We start from the raw sequence: 21,346 nt of genomic DNA on the forward strand, positions 1-21,346 counted from the left end.
TTTTTAATTATTGCACAAAGTTGGTGCAAATTAAGCCTAATTAGTTGCACTATTTTGGTGCAATTGAACGGATGCTACTAAATTCTGAGGCGTGAAAAGGATCACAATTCAATTAATTGCATATTGTTAAGCAATCATTATTGTGATCTTGTTTAGTCTCTCGTCTAAAGCGTGTACAATACTGCGCTTATTTCTACAATGCCTGAGGCAAATTTTGTGATCGAAAACTTGCGTAATATCGCCATCATCGCCCACGTTGACCATGGTAAAACAACTATCGTCGATAAATTACTACAGCAATCTGGTACGTTCGGCGAACGTGAAACCGTTGCTGAGCGCGTGATGGACTCAAATGATCTCGAAAGAGAGCGCGGAATTACTATTCTTGCGAAAAATACAGCGATTAAATGGAATGACTATCGTATCAATATCGTAGATACCCCAGGACACGCCGACTTCGGTGGTGAGGTAGAACGCGTTATGTCTATGGTAGACTGCGTTCTATTGCTGGTTGACGCGATGGATGGCCCAATGCCACAAACTCGTTTTGTGACACAAAAAGCGTTTGCTAACAACTTAAAACCAATTGTTGTTATCAATAAAGTTGACCGCCCTGGTGCGCGTCCAGACTGGGTTGTTGATCAGGTATTTGACCTGTTCGTAAACTTAGGCGCAACTGACGAACAACTTGATTTCCCAATTATCTATGCATCTGCATTAAATGGTATTGCGGGAACAGATTACAATGACATGGCTGAAGATATGACTCCGTTATATGAAGCTATTGTCAAATATGTAGAGCCACCAAAAGTTGATCTGGAAGGCACATTCCAGATGCAAATTTCTCAGTTGGACTACAACAACTACATGGGTGTTATCGGTATCGGTCGTATCAAGCGTGGTAAGGTTAAACCTAACCAGCAAGTTACTATCATCGATAGCGAAGGTAATACTCGTAACGGTAAAGTCGGTAAAGTGTTAGGTCACTTAGGCTTAGAACGTATCGAAGTTGACGTCGCAGAAGCTGGCGATATCATTGCCATCACAGGCTTAGGCGAACTGAATATTTCTGATACGATCTGCGAAACAGGTGCTGTTGAAGCATTACCTGCATTAGCCGTTGATGAACCAACTGTTAGCATGTATTTCTGTGTTAATACTTCACCTTTCTGTGGTCGTGAAGGTAAGTTTGTGACTTCTCGTCAGATTTTAGATCGTCTGAAAAAAGAGTTAGTCCATAACGTAGCATTACGTGTAGAAGAAACTGAAGATCCAGATGCATTCCGTGTATCAGGTCGTGGTGAGCTTCACCTGTCAGTTCTGATTGAAAATATGCGTCGTGAAGGTTACGAATTAGGTGTATCTCGTCCTAAAGTTATCTTCCGTGATATTGACGGCCGTAAACAAGAGCCTTTCGAACAAGTTACTATCGATATTGAAGAACAACACCAAGGTGATGTGATGCAAGCGATGGGTGAGCGTAAAGGCGAAATGCGTGATATGCAACCAGATGGTAAAGGACGTGTACGTTTAGACTACATTATCCCTAGCCGTGGTCTGATTGGTTTCCGTACTGAATTTATGACCATGACATCAGGTACTGGTTTACTGTACGCAACATTCAGTCATTATGATGATGTTCGTCCAGGTGAAATCGGTCGCCGTAATAACGGTGTTATGATCTCTAATGGCCAAGGTAAAGCCGTTGCTTACGCACTGTATAGCTTACAAGACCGCGGTAAATTATTCGTTACTCATGGTGCAGAAGTTTATGAAGGCCAAGTAATTGGTATTCATACTCGCTCTAATGACTTAACAGTAAACTGTTTGACGGGTAAAAAGCTGACTAACATGCGTGCTTCTGGTACAGATGAGGCGACAACGCTGACTCCACACCTGAAACAAACATTAGAACAAGCATTAGAATTTATTGATGACGATGAGTTAGTTGAAGTAACTCCGCAGTCTATCCGTCTGCGTAAGCGTTATCTGTCAGAAAACGATCGTCGTCGCGCTTACCGTAGCAAAGACTAATTCGTTATTCTGATAACATAATTCTTAGGGCGCGTTAGCGCCCTGAGTTTATACTCGTCATACTTCAAGTTACAGAGGCGTTGACTACACTCAGTTAGTCGAGTCACATAGCTTATCTATGTTCCCCGTCTATCTGTAACTCAAATTATTTAGAGTATAAGTACTATAAGACGAATGCGGTGGTTTATTTGCCATCGCATAAGTTTTTCTCTTCCTGTCTTTCTTTTCTTATCTTTTATTCCCCAAGTTGCATTTACAACTTAGGCGTTATTTTCTGGTATCAATATCAAAAGTCATCATCCACTCTATTATGCATTATAGATAATGATGCTTTTAGTCTCATTTTTCGTCTCTCCCTATTCTGGTTTTATGTTTTACAAAAAAATTAAGTGTGATTATTGTACTTTTTTGGTGTTTAAGCCTGTTCAGTAAAGCGATTTATGATTAAAGTAAAATGAGTTTTCTATTATGGAGAGGATTTATGCTTTATATCTTTGATATGGGTAATGTGATTATTGATATCGATTTTAACCGGGTATTCGCAGTATGGAGTAAACTCAGTGGTGTTCCATTAGCGAACATAAAAAAGAACTTCACCACAGGAGAGATCTTTAAATTACACGAACGCGGCAATATTACAGACATCGAGTTTGCAGAAGAAATCAGTTCAGAATTAGAAATGAATTTAAGCTTTGAACAGTTTGCTGAAGGATGGCAGGCTATTTTCGTCGCATTACGCCCTGAAGTCATTGATATAATGAATAAGTTAAGAGAGCAAGGACATCGGGTCGTGGTGTTATCAAATACTAACCGTTTACACCAAGATTACTGGCCGGAACACTATCCTGAAATAGCTGCCTCAGCAGATTTCCTCTATCTATCTCAAGATATCGGTATGAGAAAACCTGATCCTGAAATCTATAAATATGTTTTACAGTCTGAAGACGTCGAAGCACAGAATGCCGTTTTCTTTGATGATGTGAAAGCCAATGTTGATGCAGCCATTGCTGTGGGTATGAAAGGTGTACATGTCATTGATAAACAAACTGTCATTGACTACTTTAAAGATTATGATTTTTCTCTCCCAGTAGAAGAATAATGCTATTGTAAGAATAACAATGGATTGAATTTGTTATCCTTTTTTATTGATTTATTTTGGAGAGAGTATGATCGCGTTAATTCAACGAGTGACACAGGCAAAAGTGGATATTGCAGGTGAAACAGTCGGCGCTATTAATCAAGGTTTGTTGGTTTTATTAGGTGTAGAGAAAGACGACAACGAACAGAAAGCCAAAAGATTATGTGAAAAAGTGTGCGGTTATCGCATATTTAGCGATGAAAACGACAAGATGAACCTAAATGTGCAACAAGCAGGTGGTAGTTTATTAGTCGTCTCTCAATTCACCCTTGCCGCAGAAACACAAAAAGGAATGCGCCCTGGTTTTTCGAATGGTGCCCCCCCTGAATTAGCGAAAAATCTCTACCACTACTTTATAGAACAATGTCAGCAACAAGGTTTAGAAACACAAACAGGTCAATTCGCCGCGGATATGCAAATCACACTGACTAATGACGGTCCAGTCACCTTTTGGTTGCAGGTATAACGCCGAACATGTAGTGATGTTAAAAGGAGCTCAGATATGTACCATTTACGAACCCCAAAAACAGAGGCGGAATTTGATGCCTATTATGCTTTTCGCTGGGAAATGCTTCGTAAACCTCTACATCAACCTGAAGGCTCTGAAAAAGACGGTTATGATACCCTTGCTCATCACCAAATGGTTGTCGATGAAACCGGGCAACCTGTCGCGATTGGGCGGCTTTATATTAATGCGGATAACGAAGGCGCTATCCGCTTTATGGCAGTACGTACAGATGCACAAGGTAAAGGATTAGGTACTCTTGTTGCTATGGCGCTAGAGTCATTGGCTCGCCAAGAAGGCATAAAACGGATCGTGTGTAGTGCAAGAGAAGAGTCTGTAAACTTCTTTGAAAAATTGGGTTATGAAAATTGTGGTCTAGTCACTGGTCCACAAACTACACCCATTAAGCACTTCTTTATGAAAAAAAGTATTGAGTCTTTAGATGACATTCTTCATCGACCAGATTGGTGTGCTGAATTACAAAAACAGTGGCATCAACATATTCCTTTAAGTGAGAAAATGGGATTACGTATTACTCAATATACGGGAACTCGTTTTTATACCACTATCCCAGAAGCGGGAAACCAAAACCCTCATCACACTATTTTTGCTGGCAGCCAATTTTCACTCGCAACATTAACCGGTTGGGGATTGATTTGGCTATTAATGCGAGAGCATAAGTTGCAAGGTGATATTGTGCTGGTGGATGCTCATATTCGTTATCGCAAGCCTGTATCAGGACGCCCTGCAGCCGTTGCAGATATGGAAAATTTAAGCGGGGATTTAGGGCGATTAGCGAAGGGCAGTAAGGCTCGCATTAAGCTAGATGTTGATATTTGTGGCGATGAAGGTGTTGGTGCTGTTTTTAGTGGTACTTATATTGTATTACCTTCACAAAATAAGCAATGTTAAGCGTACTTATTTTAATTAATTGAATTTAATCTATTTTTTACCGATCTTATCGACGTTTTTGTTATCTTTTCTACGTTAAAGCGTGGGGATAATCAATCTATGCTCTAATGCTTATTTTATAGTGTTTCTATCGCTATCCAATTGATGTATATTTCGCAGTTTACGGAGGGAAGCATGGACACCAATTTATCTACTCGTCTTAATAAATATATCAGTGAAAGCGGGATCTGCTCACGTCGTGAGGCTGACCGTTATATTGAGCAAGGACTTGTCCTTATTAATGGCAAACGTGCCGGTATTGGCGACCAAGTATTTGCGGGCGATGAAGTCAAAGTCAATGGTCGATTGATTGAAGCACAGGATAACTCTGAGCTAGTTTTGATTGCACTGAATAAGCCAGTAGGTATTGTCAGTACCACAGATGATGGCGAGAAAGATAATATTGTTGACTATGTTAACCACAGTACTCGTATTTTCCCGATTGGACGTTTGGATAAAGACTCTCAAGGGTTGATTTTCCTGACCAACCACGGCGATTTAGTGAATAAAATCCTACGTGCAGGTAATGATCACGAAAAAGAGTACCTCGTGACAGTGAATAAGCCGATCACTGATGAGTTTATTCATGGAATGGGTGCTGGTGTTCCTATCATGGGACAAAAAACCAAGAAATGTAAGGTTAAGAAAGAAGCGCCGATGGTGTTTCGTATTACCTTAGTTCAAGGGTTAAATCGTCAAATTCGTCGTATGTGTGAATATTTTGGTTATGAAGTCACTAAGCTTGAACGTATTCGTATTATGAATGTGAGCTTATCAGGATTGCCTGTTGGTGAATGGCGTGATCTGACTGATGATGAACTAATTACCTTATTTGAGGCGATTGAAAAATCAACTTCTGAAGCACCACCGAAACCAAAGCAAAATAAGCCGAAGAAACAAGTCAGTAGTAATGCAAAAGCATTGGGTATTCATATTCCTCAAACAAAAACCAAAGAAACGGAAAATAATTCCCGTAAGCGTTTTGTTCAGCCTGGTCGTAAAAAGAAAAAACGCTAAGTTTATTTTTGAAGATGCGATAAAAACAAAAAAACACCTGAAAGGGTGTTTTTTGTTTGTTCTATTTAAGACAAATTATACATCGATAAAATTAGTCTAAATCAAGTTCATCTAATTTATTTTGGCGACGTTCAAGTACGATAGCTGCAAGTTCAGCATCCATAACTCGCTCAATCAATGCATCATAATCTTCTTTAGAAAGGCAATAGAACAACGGAGTTTTGTTGTCATCACACACAAGCAGTGTGCTGTTATCTTCAAGTGCAGTTAAAGGAGATTGTTGAAACACATTTAAAGATATTTTTTCAGGGGAAAAATCTTCGTCAGACATGAAAACTCCACAATAAAGAAAAGGGCAATAGCGCATTGTAACGCTTTTTATAAAGGGAGCAATCCGTGCTCCTGCGAAAGATCAATATTATAGGTGATTAATTATTTCGCCATTTTGTATCACTGAGTTGAGTATTTGTTGCTCACCTTTACTTCCAGTTAATGTACCATTAAGTGTTGATTCCACTGGGCTTGAACGTAAATCTCCTTTCAATTTTAGTGTGAATTGACCTATTTCGTCAGAGTAGGTTGTTTTTAAACCCAATGTGTAAGGCGTTGATAAAGGTACATTTAGTCCATTAGCAATAAGTGAGAATTGGCGCTGTTGGTTAGATTGCACTAAACCGGCTGAACCTCGAACAATGCCGTCACCAATAAATGCTGAATATTGCTCAACGATAGCGTTGTCTTGTTGAGTGACAATTTTTAAATCAGGGCGACGTAATTCAATACGATTTAATGTACCACTATCAGCATTAAATACCGCTGAGCCTTGCCATAATCCCCATTCCCCTTCTTTTGCAATGACTAAATTTTGCAGTTTTCCTGTTAAGTTGGTGAATTGGAATGGAAATTCTGGCGTGATATCAATCAAGATGGATTGATTGATAGATAATTGTTCGACAGTGATATTTTGAATATTACTCTTATCATCTATTGGTTTAGCTAAAAAAGTGAGCCAATTTTCAGGTAGTGTATATAAAAGGCCTGATAATGTAGCGTCTTGGATCGTAATCGTTTTATTGTCTTTATTCCAATTACCAGCAAGCTTAATTAAGCCTTTCTCGTAGCGTAGGCTGAGGCTATCTAGATTGAGTTGATGATTTTGTTGATTAAGTTTTGCGATAAGATCAGTGAAGTGTTCATCTTGAAAAACAACATCATTTGTATTGAGTTCACCAGTTGTAAATGAAAGAGCGTTATCCCAATTAAACTGAGAGAATTGCCCATCAAAACCACTGACTGCCCACTGTTTTCCTTCAGCAGTAAAATCAACAATATTAAGTGTTCTTATACTAATACGAGGGTAATTAGAGAGAGACTGAATTAATTCGTTAAAGGTTTGCGAGGATTGCCAGCGCAAGCCATTCATATAAACTTCATCAAGTTTCCATTGATTATCTTGATATTGCCCGCTCAAAGATAGTGAGCCATTAAGTAGACGAGTACCTAATTTCTCTATTTGAATACTATTTGGTTGATATTGCCCAGAGATAATAAAATTACTGAATTCATTATTATTTATCATGCCGTTAGCAATAGAAAACTGGAAATGACCCGCTCCAATCAAGTCGGTTGATGTTGGGAACCACGGCGTAATACCGCCAGTTACTTTCTTGGCATCAAAAGAAAAATCAGTTTTTTCACTGCTTAGCGCCATATTTTTAAATTGTAAGATATCGGCACTTAAGGGTATTGAAGACATTTTATCTGCAAACTCAATATTGCCATTTTCTAATGTAATTTTTTGCAGATGAGAAGGGGTGGTAAAAAATTGCCAATTAAATCGAATTTGTGCTGATTTTGCCGATACTGTGGCTTTATCTTGTTTAGGATTAACGAGGAGATCATGAACAATGACTTGCTCGGGTTGCATAAGATCATGCTCAATACCTGAGAAGCGAATATCATAGTCAGTGTATTGTGTCAGCCATTCACTGGTTTTCTGCGCGCCCCACTGAGTCTGAATAAAAGCGTAAATTATAATAATAAATAAAATAACGATAAGTATCAGAGATACCAAACTTTTCATCAGCCAGCGCATAACCCTTCTCCTGTTTTATACTCCATCAAAACATTATACAGTTATGCCTGAAAACTAGACGATGCTCAAGTATTCATCGGATAAATCAAAGAGATTTCACTCATTTATTAAGGATGTTAGATATTCTAGTTGTCAGGTTTTCTGTCTTGGGTAATTGTTTTAAATGACTGTTTACCTCCTCTAGTATTTTCATCACCAATTGGGCATGTTGTGCTTCTGTTGTACTTAATTTTTGCTGATAAAGTTTATTACTGTAGTTAATTAACTGAGAAATCAAATCATTAGGTTCAAGACTGCCAGAACGGTAAACATCGTGAAGATTAGGTGTAATGTAAGATTGATTCTGTAAGTAATTAAATGAATATTTAAGGGCATCCACTGTAGGCTTATTAAGATATGGATTGGTTAAAAACGTATCTAAATCTTTTTTAATATGCTCTAAATTGAATTCAGCAACAGACTTATTTCCTAAATAAGTAAATTTATGCTCACTATTAAATAATGAAAGAATAGAGTCTTTGAGATAAGTAAAAAATTGCCCAATAGTTTGTATATGAAAATATTGAGTAGACGGATAACTTTTTAAGTATTCGAGTGCAGGGTTTTTAATTGGGTTCAATGGTGTAGCCATGTTATTTTCCTTTGATTTTCAGTATTGAGATAAAGATTTACCGTAACGCAAAGGACAATACTTTTATAAAAATACCATTGACCTAAAGATGATAAATAAAGCGCTATTTTCATAATCCCAAATAGCGCTTTACTCATTTGTTGCTAGTTAATCATTATTTTTCTGGTGGGAAAATCAGATTTAAAATAATGGCTGTTAAACCGCCCGCAGCAATACCTGATGACAGCAATGTTTTTAGCCAATCAGGAGCAAACTGTAATATTTGAGGCTGTTGCGAAACGCCTAAGCCTACTGCAAGTGAAATAGCAAGGATCATGATAGCTCGGCGGTTTAATGCCTCTTTAGACACAATACGTACACCGGACGCAGCTATCGTACCGAACATCACTAATGTGGCTCCGCCTAATACTGGCTCAGGAATTCTTTGTACAAATTCAGCAACGAAGGGAAATAAACCCAAGATAACAAGCATTGCTGCAACAACATAACCTACGTAGCGACTAGCAACACCCGTTAATTGGATCACTCCATTATTTTGACCAAAACAAGAGTTTGGGAAGGTATTGAAAAATGCTGAAACCATGGAGTTAATTCCATTAGCTAATACGCCCCCTTTAATGCGTTTCATATACAAAGGACCACTGACGGGTTGCTCTGAAACATCAGACGTTGCTGTGATATCACCAATAGTTTCTAGCGAAGTGATCATAAACACCAGCATTAAAGGAATAAGTAAATGCCAATCAAATGACAGCCCATAATAAAATGGCTCAGGAATAGTCATAAAAGGTGTTTCTTGATGTTCTGCGGGTGTGGGTAACATATCTAAAGCCCAAGCAAGAACATAGCCCACAGCCATTGCAATGACTAAAGAAGCTACTCGTAAGTAAGGATTTTTTTGTCGATTAAGTAAAATAATAACGATAAGAACAGAGCCTGCTAATAACAAGTTTTGTGGTGAGCCAAAGGTATTATTCTCGATAGCTGCATAACCACCACCAATAGAGGTTAATCCAACTTGAATTAAAGAGAGGCCAATTATCATCACTACAACACCTGAAACTAACGGTGTAATGATACGTCTTGCTAAGTGAAGTACACGAGAAAGAATAATCTCGGTTAATGAGGCAACCATTAATGTCCCAAAAAGGGCTGCCATCATCGTTGGAATATCAGCTCCACCATTTTTAAGCGCTAACCCCCCCATAATGAGCGGAGCAACAAAGTTGAAGCTCGTTCCTTGAATTGATAACAACCCTGAACCTATCGGACCCCAAGCTCGAATTTGAATAAGAGAGGCAATGCCTGATGCAAATAAAGACATGCTGATAATGCGTTGGGTATCGTGTGCAGGTAACCCTAATGCTTGGCAAATGAGGATCGCAGGTGTAATAACCGCGACAAACATGGCTAAAAGATGTTGGCAAGCAGCAAAAAGTGTTTGTGGTAATGGCGGTTTCTCTTCTAAAGCAAAAAGAAGTTCGCTATTTTTTTTAATTGAAACGTCACTATTTTTAGGCAATTTTTGATTTTCTGAAGTAACCATGGTGTGAATTTCTTATTCGACAAAAACGGTATTTTAATGATCTGCGCCACAAAAGCAATCGTTTGCGTAAAAATGATGTTATCAAAATGCATAAGAGGCGCTCACATTTTTATATGTTTTAACTTGTGTTTGTCTCCGTTTTTTTTTCTAATCGGGGATACCTGCTTTTGGCGTTGTTTATGGATGAACTTAGCGTCGTAGTATTTTTATATAAAATTAACAAATAAGACGGGGTACATAAATGTATCATCTTGATGTTTATGGCACGCTGGTTGCGGCCACTTTGGTTCTCTTGATCGGACGTAAGTTAGTGAAATCTGTTCCTTTTTTAGAACGGTATACGATCCCAGAACCGGTTGCAGGTGGGCTACTTGTTGCAGTTCTTCTATTAGCATTCAAATCTTTTATGGACTGGGAAGTGAGTTTTGATCTCTCACTTAAAGATCCATTAATGCTGGCCTTCTTTGCAACAATTGGTTTAAACGCAAACCTCGCGAGCTTAAAAGCGGGAGGAAAAGCGCTTTTTATTTTCATCTTTGTTGTTGTTGGGTTGTTGCTAGTGCAAAACACAGTCGGTATTGCATTGGCGAAAATGTTAGGTCTTGATCCATTAATGGGATTACTGGCCGGTTCGATTACATTATCGGGTGGTCATGGTACAGGGGCTGCTTGGGGTAAAACCTTTGTTGAAAGCTATGGTTTTATGAGTGCGTCTGAAGTGGCGATGGCTTGTGCGACCTTTGGTTTAGTTTTAGGGGGATTGATTGGTGGCCCAGTTGCACGCTACTTAATCAAAAATATCCCAACGCCGGGATTAGGTGCTGACGACCATGAAATGCCAACAGCGTTTGAGAAGCCAACAACAGGTCGAATGATTACTTCAATGGTTTTATTAGAAACTATTGCGATGATCTCTATCTGTTTAATGGCTGGTACGTTCCTTTCTCAACTGTTAGAAGGTACGGCATTCTCACTACCGACCTTTGTGTGTGTTCTGTTTATTGGCGTGATTTTAAGTAATAGCCTTTCAATGCTTGGGTTCTACCGAGTTTTTGATAGAGCAGTGTCAGTCTTAGGTAACGTGAGTTTATCGTTATTCTTAGCAATGGCATTAATGAGCTTGAAATTATGGGAGCTTGCGTCACTGGCGATCCCGATGCTGGTTATTCTAGGCGTTCAGGCGGGAGTTATGGCGTTGTACGCTATTTTTGTGACATTCCGTGTGATGGGTAAAAACTACGATGCGGCGATTTTAGCGGCGGGTCACTGTGGTTTTGGTTTAGGTGCTACACCAACGGCGATTGCGAATATGCAAGCTGTAACAGACCGTTTTGGACCGTCTCATCTTGCGTTCTTAGTCGTGCCAATGGTTGGGGCGTTCTTTATTGATATTGTGAATGCGATAGTGATCAAACTGTATCTACTGCTGCCATTCTTTACGCCTATAGCGGGATAGTTTTACTGTTATAACTTGAGAAATATCTCTGTATTAAATCGCACCCCAACGTTGGTTTTCAGCATTGGGGTGTTTTTTATGGTGTGTTCTATTTCAATATCGCACTAAATCGCGTTTAACGGCATGCTAAGGCTATGCAAAAAGTGGTCTTACGCTTGGCTATATTGTGTCTTGGCAGGTAACCAGCGTTCGATTAAGGCTTGAGAATGCTTAGGATAGTGTTGATGTAGGTAACGAGCGATACGTTGAACTTCAGGAATAAGCCCTTGATCACGTAATAAATCAGCGACTTTAAATTGTGCATTACCCGTTTGTTTCGTGCCTAAAAGCTCACCGGGGCCACGAATTTCGAGATCTTTTTGTGCAATGACAAAACCATCATTGCTATCCCTTAATACCTGCAATCGCAACCGCGCGGTTTGAGTGAGTGGTGTTTTATATAACAAGACACAATGAGAGGCGATAGCACCTCGACCTACACGTCCACGTAATTGGTGTAACTGTGCTAGCCCTAGTCGTTCTGGGTTATCAATGATCATCAAACTTGCATTAGGTACGTCAACGCCAACTTCAATCACTGTTGTTGCAACTAAAAGTTGTAGCTCATTTTCTTTAAATGCCGCCATTACAGCTTGCTTCTCTGCGGGTTTCATTCGCCCGTGTACTAATCCTACTTTGATTTCAGGGAGCGCAATTGTCAGCTCATCATAGATAACTTGGGCTGCTTGTGCTTCAAGTACTTCCGAATCTTCAATTAAGGTACATACCCAATAAGCTTGTCGATCCTCTTCTGTGCAAGCTAGTCTAATGCGTTCAATAATGTCATTACGGCGAGTGTCAGGGATTGCGACAGTGGTAACAGGTGTACGCCCTGGCGGTAATTCGTCGATGATAGAGGTATCCATATCAGCATAAGCGGTCATCGCTAATGTGCGTGGGATTGGCGTTGCTGTCATCACCAATTGATGAGGGTGAAAGCCTTGCTCTTCACCTTTTTTCCATAAGGCAAGGCGTTGATGCACACCAAAACGGTGTTGTTCATCAATAATCACTAAGGCTAGAGAGTGAAATTTAACTTGTTCTTGGAAAATCGCATGTGTTCCAATAATGATCGATACTTCACCATTCGCAATAGCATTTTGCTGCGTTTCGCGGGCTTTCCCTTTCTGTTTTCCTGCCAACCAACCTACTTGGATACCAAAAGGCTCAAACCATTTCCTAAAGGTTAATGCATGTTGCTCTGCCAATAATTCTGTTGGTGCCATTAAAGCCACTTGCTTGCCATTAGCAATAGCACGTAACGCACTTAATGCGGCAACTAGCGTTTTACCTGAGCCTACATCTCCTTGGATCAATCGCATCATTGGATAGTCTTTTTCTAAATCTGTTTCTATCTCATTGACGACACGTTGTTGTGCATTAGTCGGGGTAAAGGGGAGAGAGGCGAGAAACTGCTGACGTAATGTTGATGTATTTGGCATAAACAATGGCTCTGCACGATAAGATTGTGCGCCAGCTCTTGCATTGAGCATACCTAGATTGTGAGCCAGCAATTCTTCAATAATTAGCCTTTTTTGTGCAGGGTGCTGTCCTTTCTCAAGCTCTGCAAAAGCGATATCTGGAGGCGGATTATGCAGTGTACGTAATGCAGTAGCCAACGGCGGTAAACCGTGGATAAATTGCTCAGGTAATAATTCGTTAATAGCACAGGTATCAAGCAATTCTAATGCTTGCTCTATTAATTTACGTAATGATGTTTGGCGTAAGCCTTCTGTCGTTGAATAGATGGGAGTGAGTGTTTCTTGCAGTTTAACTTCAGAGCCTGCAACTTTGATTTTATATTCAGGGTGAATAATTTCAGGGCCCCGACTTCCTCGCTTAACTTCGCCATAAGCAGTGACTTGTTTACCTTGAGCAAGGTTATTTTTCATCGCCGCTGTAAAGTTAAAAAAGCGAAGTGTTAAAATTCCAGAGCCATCAGAAATTTGGCAGGTCATCATTTTACGACGACCAAAACTGACTTCAGTTCTTAATATTTCGCCAGAGACAGTGGCAGGAATACCGGGAAGGAGATCACTGATAGCATAGAGGTGCGTTTGATCTTCATAACGCAAAGGAAGGTGGAGTAACAAATCCTCAATAGTCACAAGCCCTATTTTTGCCAGCTTGTCTGCCTGACTTGCACCTACGCCGTGAAGAGTGGTTAAGGGGATTGCATCAAGCAGTTTTCCTTTCATGGGATCAATACTCCGTCTTTTTTAATTTCCTAAGTTGTTTTTGCGTCATTTGCATTTCCGCCCACCATGATTCAGGGGCTTCAATTTCACCGCTGCCATTAATATAAGGGCGAGGCAGTCCTTTACGACGAGAAACTTCTGCCAAAACCGGGTATCCGCCTTCAAAGAGAAGAATTTGCTGTTCTTCTTCTGTTAAGGTGCTCTCTGTTCGGTTATACATACCCGCAGCCTGACGTTGGCGTTGTGCTTCATATAAAATTAGTGCACTGGCGACAGAAACATTTAGGGATTGTACCATTCCCATCATCGGCACAATAATATCTTGATCTGCAAGCGCGATAGCATCTTGTGAGATACCCGTTTTTTCTTGTCCCATAATAATACAAGTTGGGCGCGTGTAATCAATCTCACGAAAATCAACCGCTTTATCTGAGAGATGAGTCGCAAGAACTTGCATACCTTGGGCTCGAAAGGCGTTAACCGCGTCTGTGATAGTAGGATGAGTTTCTACATTGACCCAGCTATTACTTCCTGCTGCGGGGGAAACTAACATCCGCATTTTTTCTTCAGGCCAAATAGCATGAATTTTAGGAATACCCACAGCATCAGCCGTTCTGATAACGGCTGCAACATTATGGGATTTATGCACTTCTTCAAGGCAGACGGTAAGATCAGGCTGCCGCATCGCCATCATTTGGCAGATGCGGGCATATCGAATTGAATTCATGACTAGTTTTTATTACGGCTAACGCGCAGAACGTCTGGCATGATGCGAAGTTTACGCATGATATTGGCTAATTGAATTCTGTCTTTCGCCGTTAAGCGAATAAAAGCACAATATACGCGACCGTCTTTCTCTTCTGTATTCATACTTTGAATACTTGAGTTAGCATCGTTAATAGCTGCGGTTAAGTTTGCTAAAGCGCCTTGGTGGTTAATCATATCGACTTTAATTTCAGTAATGAAATCGCTGTTGATCTCTTTATCCCACTCGACAGGCATGAATTTTTCAGGCTCTTTTTGGTAACCACGAATATTACGACAAGATTCATGGTGAATAACCAAACCTTTACCTGGGCTAATATGTGCAACGATAGGATCACCCGGAATAGGGCGGCAACATTTAGCGAAGGAGATTAATACGCCATCAGCGCCTTTAATTGGGAGTTTAGGTGTTTCATCATTGGTTGTTTCTGCTTGTGCGTTTTCATCTTGATTTTGACTATCAATCAATAAATTACGCGCAACAACAACGCTCATGGTATTACCTAAACCAATTTCAGCCATTAAGTCGTCGATTGAATGAAGCTTCATACGCTTCAACTCGCGCTCAATATTTTCAGCTGAAATATCAGCAAGCTTGTGCTCGCCTAATGCGTGATTAAGTAAACGACGACCTAGATTAATAGAGTCTTCACGTTTTAGGTTTTTCAGTAGTTGTCGAATTTTAGAGCGTGCTCTTGAACTGACAACAAAGTTTAGCCAAGCCGCATTGGGCCTTGCACCTGGAGCGGTAATAATTTCAACCGTTTGTCCGGTGCGTAGCGATTGTGAAAGTGGGTAAGGTTGTCTATCAACCCTTGCACCTACACAGGCATGACCGATATCAGTGTGTACAGCATAAGCAAAATCGACAGGAGTAGCGCCTGTTGGTAATTCAACAATGCGACCTTCTGGCGTGAAAACGTAGATTTCATCAGGAAAGAGATCGGATTTTACGTTCTCAATAAATTCAAATGAGCTACCCGCGCTTTGTTGCAATTCAAGTAAACTTTGCATCCAGCGTTGAGCTCTAACTTGTGCCGTTGTGCCCGGTTGTTCACCTTGCTCTTTATAAGCCCAATGTGCTGCAACCCCCATTTCTGCCATTTGATCCATATCTTCAGTACGAATTTGCACTTCAACTGGCACGCCATGAGGGCCAATAAGTGAAGTATGAAGAGATTGATAGCCGTTGGCTTTTGGGATTGCAATATAGTCTTTAACTCGACCGGGGCGCGGTTTATAAAGACTGTGCATTTGACCTAAAACGCGATAACAGGTATCGACTTCTTTCACGATCACGCGAAAGGCGTAAATATCCATGATCGAGTGAAAACGCTGCTCTTTTAACAACATTTTCCGATAGATAGAGTAAAGGTGTTTTTCGCGACCGTTAACTTTGCATTCGATATGCGCTTCTGTCAGGCGACCTTCAATTTCAGAGAGGATTTTATTAATCATCTCTTTACGATTGCCTCGAGCTGCTTTAACGACTTCTTTGATTACACGGTAGCGATTTGGATGTAGCGCCTCGAAACCCAGCTCTTCAAGCTCTGTTTTGATATGGTGTATACCTAAACGGTGTGCGAGAGGGCTGTAAATTTCGAGTGTTTCACGAGCAATACGGCGACGTTTATCTGGGCGTAATGATCCCAGTGTGCGCATATTGTGAGTTCGGTCTGCCAGCTTGATCAAAATGACGCGGATATCTTTTACCATCGCCATAATCATCTTACGGAAGTTTTCAGCCTGAGCCTCTTTTTTGTCTCTAAACTTCAATTTATCAAGTTTAGACACCCCTTCAACAAGATCGGCAACCGTACTACCAAAGAGGCTTTCGATATCTTGGAAGGTTGCAGGTGTATCTTCGATAACATCATGCAACAGCGCCGCCATCAGCGTTTGCTGGTCTAATCGCATATCTGCGAGAATACACGCAACCGCAACAGGGTGAGTAATATAAGGCTCACCACTTGAACGAGTTTGTCCCTCGTGGGCATTTCGGGCGACGATAAAGGCTTTTTTAAGTTGTTCAACTTGCTCCGATGGCAAGTATTTTTGAACGATTTGATTCAGGCTTTCAAACAGGTACAAGGCAGACCTACCCCTATTTTATAAAACGATTAACGACGACCTTCCGCAATCGCTGAAACAGCTTGTAATTCTGCTGCTTCTTGCTCTTGTTGCTCTTGGCGTTCACGAGCATCAAGAATTTTACCGTTAATCAGGCCTTCTTCGATTTCACGTAGCGCGACAACAGTCATTTTATCATTTTCTTCTGGAACTAAAGGATCTTTAGCGCCAACTTGTAACTGACGCGCACGACGTGCTGCGACCAGAACGAGGTCAAAACGGTTACCAATTTTCTCTACAGCGTCTTGAACGGTTACGCGTGCCATATTTGTGTTACTCCACCATTAACGAAATGACTGGGCATAATACTGAAAGTTAACTCAGTCTGCCAATAATTTGCTGATTAAATCACCATGTCGTAGCGTTTGACGATCAAGGCGTAATTTTTCTGAACGAATAATTGATTGTAAATCAGCAAGCGCAGTATTGAAATCATCATTAATCAGCAAATAATCATACTCATTAAAATGTTCCATTTCCGATACAGCTTGCGACATACGTTTTGTAATCACTTCTTCGCTATCTTGCCCACGTCCACGAAGTCGGCGGTAAAGCTCTTCTTTTGACGGTGGCAGAATAAAAATACTGCGAGCTTCTGGCATCGCTTTACGCACTTGCTGTGCGCCTTGCCAGTCGATATCTAAAAAAACATCTACACCACTGGCTAAGATTTCTTTGATAACTTTGCCGGATGTTCCGTAATAGTTACCAAAAACACAAGCATGTTCGAGGAAATCCCCGCTGTCTATCATGCTTTTAAATTCTTCTTCAGTAACAAAGAAGTAATGTTCACCATGGTTCTCTCCCGGTCGCATAGAGCGGGTTGTATGAGAGACAGAAACCTGTGTGTCATATAAAGGCTGTGTTTTTAACAGCGCTTGAATAAGACTTGATTTACCCGCACCGCTTGGAGCGGAAACAATATAAAGTGTTCCTTGGATCATGATGACTTTCTGAATTTGACTGGAGAATTAAGTATAAATACATGTTTAGGGAGCAAATCCCCCATATAGTATACACATACAATGAATGACATACAGTGCCCATGTTTAATACAGGGCCATTTTTTTCTTATTACATTCTATTTTCTGAATATAGAAACAAGAGAAAAATTAAACTATGTCAATATTAACATAGAATTAAAGGCTCAGTGATAGGAATTACCTTTTATCACAATAGCGAAAAGAGATTATATTTTGAGATACCCCACAGAATCAAAAAGAACCGCTGTCGTTAAAACAGCGATTCGTTAATCTTGATTCTCGTAATTAAAGACAGGTAAGCCTAATTTATAACGAATAGCGAGAAGTCGAGCTGTTAACCCTGCAATTAGGGTAATGATGATAATGACGTCTCTTGGTAACGGTGTATAAAACAGTAATCCCATATAAAGCCACGCAGCACCAAAAGCGATACCGGCATAAATTTCTTTTTGGAAAACTAAAGGAATGGTATTACAAAGCATATCTCTTAATACGCCACCAAAAGCACCCGTAATCACCGCAGCAATAGCAGCAATAATTGGGCCATAGTCCATATCGAGTGCGATTTGCGCACCGATAATAGAGAAAACCATTAGACCAATGGCATCTAAGATAAGAAAGAGTCGCTGTAGGTGTTTCATCATGGGAGCAACCCACATGGTGATAACAGCAGCACATGCAACAGTGACGATATATTCAGGGTGTTTTACCCAACCCAGCGGGTAATGGCCGAGCAGAATGTCTCTGACAGAGCCACCACCAATGGCGGTTGCAGAGGCGATAATAATAACGCCAAAAACATCCATTTTACGACGACCAGCAGCAAGCGCACCGGTCATGGCTTCTGCAGTAATACCAATAATATAGAGAACACTAAGTAACATGATTTTCTAATTTTCTGACTATTTAGTGAGGGTAGAATAATTACCTTGCGAAAAAGTCTCGACTGAATTTTTTTAGTGCCAGGTAAAATTAATTAGTTTTTATAATGTGGAAATTTATTTCCCGATAAGGATAAATATGTCTTTTCAGGAACACCAGATTACGTTTGATAGCCGTCATCATCAGCTAACTAATATAAATGTTTGGACGCCAGATAGCCAGTGGTTAGTCTATGATGTACGTCCCAATGGGGGATCTTTTACAGGTCTAACCATAGAAAAAATTCATGCGAAAACAAAACAGCAACAGATCATTTACACAGCAACACAAGGGGCACATGCAGGGGTTGCGACAGTAAGCCCAACAGAGCCCGTGCGTTATGCCTTTATTCATGGGCCAGAAAACCCAGATAATGAATGGCATTATGACTTTCATCATCGTCGAGGTGTGATTGTTGATGAATCAGAAAATAATCGTGCATTTAATATCGACGCTTGTTCGTTGACATCACCTTATCAAGCCGGCGCATTACGTGGCGGTACACATGTTCACGTCTTTAGCCCTGACGGCACACGTTTAAGCTTTACCTACAATGATCATATTATGCATGAACTGGGGAGCGAATATGATCAACGTAATGTGGCTGTTGCTGTACCACTAAAAGCGGTTAATGTCGCTAAAAAACATCCTCGTGAATATGACGGTGAATATTTTTGCACTGTAATAAGCCAAACTGTTGCTTATCCACAAAAGGGAAGCGACGAAATTAATAAAGCTTATGAAGAGTGTTGGGTTGGTACTCAAGGTTATATAAAGGTTGATGGTTCACAGCAGCGTTGGGCTATTGCATTTATCGGCGATACCATGAGTGAAAATGGTGATAAAGTCGCTGATATTTTCTTAGTGGATTTACCTGATGATAATCAGGCTTTCAGTGTTGAAGGTGATAAACCATTGGCAGGAACGGATACAACAATGCCCGCAGTGGCTAAAGGTATTCATCAAGTTCGCCTAACAAATACAGCAAATAGGAAGTATGCAGGTGTTTTAAATCAGCCTCGTCACTGGTTAAGAAGTTCCCCAAAAGGCGATGCGATTGCTTTCTTGATGAAAGATGATAACGGCATTGTGCAGTTATATACGGTATCACCGAGTACGAAAGAGATAAAACAAGTCACTTCGCAGGATTGGGATATTCAGTCAGCCTTTACGTGGAATAGTAACGGACAATATCTCACCTTTATTTGTGATAACAGCGTGATGCTATGTAATGTGAAAACGGGTGAGTTAACTCGATTAACAGAAAGAACAGCACAGGCACCAAGTAGTGATGCAGTCGTATTCTCTCCAAATGACCAATATATTGCATTTATGCGTGATATTGATGGTTATCGCCAAATATTTACAGTAGAGACTGGGTTGTAAAGTTTTATCGTATATAAATAAGGTATCTTAAATAATAAGATACCTTTTAATTTAATAAAAAACTAATAGTTTAAATATGAATTAAAATATTTGTTTATTTTGATTTGTTTTATTATTTTTTCTATTTTAATTTATTGTGCTAAATTACTAAGCCTTAGTAAGATAATAACTAGTAATATTTAAAAATAATTTATTATAAATGGAATTATATATAAAAATGGAATTGAATTTATGCTGGTGGAATATGGGATTATCTCCACCAATAAGGTCAAGTAAGCAAATAGATATAGAAGATATCGGATTGGCAAAACAATATCTTAGAAAAATAATAAAAGAGAGAACGCTTGATATAGTTGCACTTTGTGAGATTTCTAAAAGGGAAAACATAGATTTTAAACAATTAGCTTGCGAATTAAACATGGAATATATCGATTTATCAGGAAAGATAGGCCGTATACTTATTGATATTTCTATAATGTACAATATGAATAAATTAGCATTTATCTCAAGTAAGTTTTTAACTAAACTTCAACCTGATAATAGAACAATAAGAGTGGGTGTCAGTGTTTCATTTAAAGATCTTGAAAATCAAAAAATGATCACATTCTTTTTATCACACTGGCCATCTGTACTAAGTGCTGATGAAAAAACTAGGCGTATAGCTGCCCAAGAGTTGAGAAATAGTATTGATAAGCTATTTGAAAATAAAGGAAAAGACACACAAATTATTTGTATGGGTGATTATAATACTGAACCTTATTCTGATGTGATGATTAATACATTATATGCAACAAGAGACTATCACATCATAAAAAAGAAAAGAGAACTATTATTTAATCCATTTTGGTATCTTTTGTCGGATAAGAAAACGAATAACTTAGGCACGTATTATTATAATTCAGCATCAATAAATCGATGGTATGTTTTTGATCAAATGATTTTCTCTTCTTCATTTTTATATGGGAAAGAAGACTGCTTTAAGTTAGATCTCGAACAGCTTGATTTCTATCGGATCTTAAATGATGCTAATCACTGCCTCGATGATATTTTCTTTAAAAAGTTTGATCATTATCCAATATTTTGTAGGGTTTCACATGAACGATGAAAATAATTTTTTTGAAAAGATAAAGGCTTCATTGGATAGAGCATCCTCTATTATTGATATAAAAAATAAAATAGAGAATAAAATAAATATAGTTATCGAAAAATTAGAAGTGATCACTAATAATAAAATTAAAGTATTATTTAAAGATAATCATCATTACAGCCCTAAATTTATTAATAGCGAAAGACTTATTTATATTGATAAATTAAATGCAAGTGATAAGTCTGGGTTTATATTATTTGGTTATAGTTTTAGTAAAATAAATGGTTTTCCTATTGAAATAGAAACCGAAATTGAATCTTTTTATGCGGAGAATATTGATGATTTACTGCATATTATTGTGAGTATTATTGATAAAGAATCGATAAGAATTATGGAGCTTGTTCATCATCCTTTAAAAGATAATTTACGTAAGAATAATGATGTTTGATAAAAACCGGCATTGC

The 21,346-nt window shown here is 39.3% G+C and carries 19 protein-coding genes; 9 read left to right on the forward strand and 10 right to left on the reverse strand.

Translation table 11 applies throughout. The features are described from left to right. Positions 1–198 precede the first annotated feature (198 nt). The 5 genes from typA (at position 199) to rluF (ending at position 5,645) form a co-directional block, all read left to right on the forward strand. Entirely contained in the window at positions 199–2,034 is a 1,836-nt protein-coding gene (gene typA / locus ABN236_RS14590; RefSeq protein WP_023583239.1) for a ribosome-dependent GTPase TypA, read from the forward strand. A gap of 481 nt (positions 2,035–2,515) precedes the next feature. After that, positions 2,516–3,133 carry a glucose-1-phosphatase gene (gene yihX, locus ABN236_RS14595; protein ID WP_194951395.1) on the forward strand — a complete coding sequence of 206 codons (618 nt, stop codon included), beginning with the start codon at positions 2,516–2,518 and terminating at the stop codon, positions 3,131–3,133. Positions 3,134–3,200: 67 nt separating this feature from the next. Continuing rightward, positions 3,201–3,638, forward strand: a complete 438-nt coding sequence (gene dtd / locus ABN236_RS14600; RefSeq protein WP_072064855.1) for a D-aminoacyl-tRNA deacylase — start codon at positions 3,201–3,203, stop codon at positions 3,636–3,638. A 36-nt stretch (positions 3,639–3,674) separates the two neighbouring features. Then, positions 3,675–4,589 (forward strand): fatty acid biosynthesis protein FabY, encoded by a 915-nt coding sequence (gene fabY / locus ABN236_RS14605; protein ID WP_088494330.1) that lies wholly within the window; start codon positions 3,675–3,677, stop codon positions 4,587–4,589. A gap of 174 nt (positions 4,590–4,763) precedes the next feature. Then, complete coding sequence (rluF, locus tag ABN236_RS14610; protein ID WP_102949444.1) at positions 4,764–5,645, forward strand: 23S rRNA pseudouridine(2604) synthase RluF; 882 nt, start codon at positions 4,764–4,766, stop codon at positions 5,643–5,645. Positions 5,646–5,736: 91 nt separating this feature from the next. On the opposite strand, the gene ABN236_RS14615 is transcribed toward rluF, so the two are convergent. The 4 genes from ABN236_RS14615 to ABN236_RS14630 form a co-directional block, all read right to left on the reverse strand. Next, a complete protein-coding gene (locus ABN236_RS14615; protein WP_088494331.1) occupies positions 5,737–5,976 on the reverse strand; it encodes a hypothetical protein in 240 nt (79 codons plus the stop codon). 87 nt (positions 5,977–6,063) lie between these two features. Next, positions 6,064–7,740, reverse strand: a complete 1,677-nt coding sequence (locus ABN236_RS14620; RefSeq protein ID WP_349474308.1) for an AsmA family protein — start codon at positions 7,738–7,740, stop codon at positions 6,064–6,066. Positions 7,741–7,840: 100 nt separating this feature from the next. After that, a complete protein-coding gene (locus ABN236_RS14625) occupies positions 7,841–8,371 on the reverse strand; it encodes a hypothetical protein (protein ID WP_349474309.1) in 531 nt (176 codons plus the stop codon). A gap of 154 nt (positions 8,372–8,525) precedes the next feature. Then, a complete protein-coding gene (locus ABN236_RS14630) occupies positions 8,526–9,917 on the reverse strand; it encodes a uracil-xanthine permease family protein (protein ID WP_270756439.1) in 1,392 nt (463 codons plus the stop codon). Positions 9,918–10,158: 241 nt separating this feature from the next. Between ABN236_RS14630 and gltS the strand changes: the two genes are divergently transcribed. Then, positions 10,159–11,373 carry a sodium/glutamate symporter gene (gene gltS, locus ABN236_RS14635; RefSeq protein ID WP_088494334.1) on the forward strand — a complete coding sequence of 405 codons (1,215 nt, stop codon included), beginning with the start codon at positions 10,159–10,161 and terminating at the stop codon, positions 11,371–11,373. A 149-nt stretch (positions 11,374–11,522) separates the two neighbouring features. On the opposite strand, the gene recG is transcribed toward gltS, so the two are convergent. From recG to ABN236_RS14665, 6 genes are all read right to left on the reverse strand, one after another. Continuing rightward, the gene (gene recG / locus ABN236_RS14640; RefSeq protein WP_311755499.1) at positions 11,523–13,610 is read right to left on the reverse strand and encodes an ATP-dependent DNA helicase RecG; all 2,088 of its coding nucleotides are present in this window, start codon (positions 13,608–13,610) and stop codon (positions 11,523–11,525) included. Positions 13,611–13,614: 4 nt separating this feature from the next. Further along, entirely contained in the window at positions 13,615–14,337 is a 723-nt protein-coding gene (gene trmH, locus ABN236_RS14645; RefSeq protein ID WP_194951388.1) for a tRNA (guanosine(18)-2'-O)-methyltransferase TrmH, read from the reverse strand. Between the two features lie 2 nt (positions 14,338–14,339). Continuing rightward, entirely contained in the window at positions 14,340–16,466 is a 2,127-nt protein-coding gene (gene spoT / locus ABN236_RS14650; protein WP_088494337.1) for a bifunctional GTP diphosphokinase/guanosine-3',5'-bis pyrophosphate 3'-pyrophosphohydrolase, read from the reverse strand. Positions 16,467–16,495: 29 nt separating this feature from the next. Continuing rightward, positions 16,496–16,771: a DNA-directed RNA polymerase subunit omega gene (rpoZ, locus tag ABN236_RS14655; protein WP_006534607.1), complete on the reverse strand. Its 276-nt coding sequence runs from the start codon at positions 16,769–16,771 to the stop codon at positions 16,496–16,498. 54 nt (positions 16,772–16,825) lie between these two features. Continuing rightward, positions 16,826–17,449 carry a guanylate kinase gene (gene gmk, locus ABN236_RS14660; protein ID WP_088494338.1) on the reverse strand — a complete coding sequence of 208 codons (624 nt, stop codon included), beginning with the start codon at positions 17,447–17,449 and terminating at the stop codon, positions 16,826–16,828. A gap of 305 nt (positions 17,450–17,754) precedes the next feature. Continuing rightward, the gene (locus ABN236_RS14665; RefSeq protein ID WP_088494339.1) at positions 17,755–18,372 is read right to left on the reverse strand and encodes a trimeric intracellular cation channel family protein; all 618 of its coding nucleotides are present in this window, start codon (positions 18,370–18,372) and stop codon (positions 17,755–17,757) included. 136 nt (positions 18,373–18,508) lie between these two features. Between ABN236_RS14665 and ABN236_RS14670 the strand changes: the two genes are divergently transcribed. The 3 genes from ABN236_RS14670 (at position 18,509) to ABN236_RS14680 (ending at position 21,330) form a co-directional block, all read left to right on the forward strand. Next, positions 18,509–19,795: a YidR family protein gene (locus ABN236_RS14670; protein ID WP_349474310.1), complete on the forward strand. Its 1,287-nt coding sequence runs from the start codon at positions 18,509–18,511 to the stop codon at positions 19,793–19,795. Between the two features lie 217 nt (positions 19,796–20,012). Further along, complete coding sequence (locus ABN236_RS14675; RefSeq protein ID WP_349474311.1) at positions 20,013–20,900, forward strand: endonuclease/exonuclease/phosphatase family protein; 888 nt, start codon at positions 20,013–20,015, stop codon at positions 20,898–20,900. Continuing rightward, positions 20,890–21,330: a hypothetical protein gene (locus ABN236_RS14680; protein ID WP_349474312.1), complete on the forward strand. Its 441-nt coding sequence runs from the start codon at positions 20,890–20,892 to the stop codon at positions 21,328–21,330. Before ABN236_RS14675 ends, ABN236_RS14680 begins: the two co-directional genes overlap by 11 nt. The last annotated feature ends 16 nt before the right edge of the window (positions 21,331–21,346 follow it).

Origin of the sequence: Proteus sp. fly-1013 (genome assembly GCF_040140245.1) — a bacterium.
In the GTDB taxonomy this organism is placed as follows: Bacteria; Pseudomonadota; Gammaproteobacteria; order Enterobacterales; family Enterobacteriaceae; genus Proteus; species Proteus mirabilis_B.

Coding starts and splice junctions, on each gene's coding strand:
- typA (WP_023583239.1), top strand. CDS start 199: ATGCCTGAGGCAAATTTTGTGATCGAAAACTTGCGTAATATCGCCATC.
- yihX (WP_194951395.1), top strand. CDS start 2,516: ATGCTTTATATCTTTGATATGGGTAATGTGATTATTGATATCGATTTT.
- dtd (WP_072064855.1), top strand. CDS start 3,201: ATGATCGCGTTAATTCAACGAGTGACACAGGCAAAAGTGGATATTGCA.
- fabY (WP_088494330.1), top strand. CDS start 3,675: ATGTACCATTTACGAACCCCAAAAACAGAGGCGGAATTTGATGCCTAT.
- rluF (WP_102949444.1), top strand. CDS start 4,764: ATGGACACCAATTTATCTACTCGTCTTAATAAATATATCAGTGAAAGC.
- ABN236_RS14615 (WP_088494331.1), bottom strand. CDS start 5,976: ATGTCTGACGAAGATTTTTCCCCTGAAAAAATATCTTTAAATGTGTTT.
- ABN236_RS14620 (WP_349474308.1), bottom strand. CDS start 7,740: ATGCGCTGGCTGATGAAAAGTTTGGTATCTCTGATACTTATCGTTATT.
- ABN236_RS14625 (WP_349474309.1), bottom strand. CDS start 8,371: ATGGCTACACCATTGAACCCAATTAAAAACCCTGCACTCGAATACTTA.
- ABN236_RS14630 (WP_270756439.1), bottom strand. CDS start 9,917: ATGGTTACTTCAGAAAATCAAAAATTGCCTAAAAATAGTGACGTTTCA.
- gltS (WP_088494334.1), top strand. CDS start 10,159: ATGTATCATCTTGATGTTTATGGCACGCTGGTTGCGGCCACTTTGGTT.
- recG (WP_311755499.1), bottom strand. CDS start 13,610: ATGAAAGGAAAACTGCTTGATGCAATCCCCTTAACCACTCTTCACGGC.
- trmH (WP_194951388.1), bottom strand. CDS start 14,337: ATGAATTCAATTCGATATGCCCGCATCTGCCAAATGATGGCGATGCGG.
- rpoZ (WP_006534607.1), bottom strand. CDS start 16,771: ATGGCACGCGTAACCGTTCAAGACGCTGTAGAGAAAATTGGTAACCGT.
- gmk (WP_088494338.1), bottom strand. CDS start 17,449: ATGATCCAAGGAACACTTTATATTGTTTCCGCTCCAAGCGGTGCGGGT.
- ABN236_RS14665 (WP_088494339.1), bottom strand. CDS start 18,372: ATGTTACTTAGTGTTCTCTATATTATTGGTATTACTGCAGAAGCCATG.
- ABN236_RS14670 (WP_349474310.1), top strand. CDS start 18,509: ATGTCTTTTCAGGAACACCAGATTACGTTTGATAGCCGTCATCATCAG.
- ABN236_RS14675 (WP_349474311.1), top strand. CDS start 20,013: ATGGAATTGAATTTATGCTGGTGGAATATGGGATTATCTCCACCAATA.
- ABN236_RS14680 (WP_349474312.1), top strand. CDS start 20,890: ATGAACGATGAAAATAATTTTTTTGAAAAGATAAAGGCTTCATTGGAT.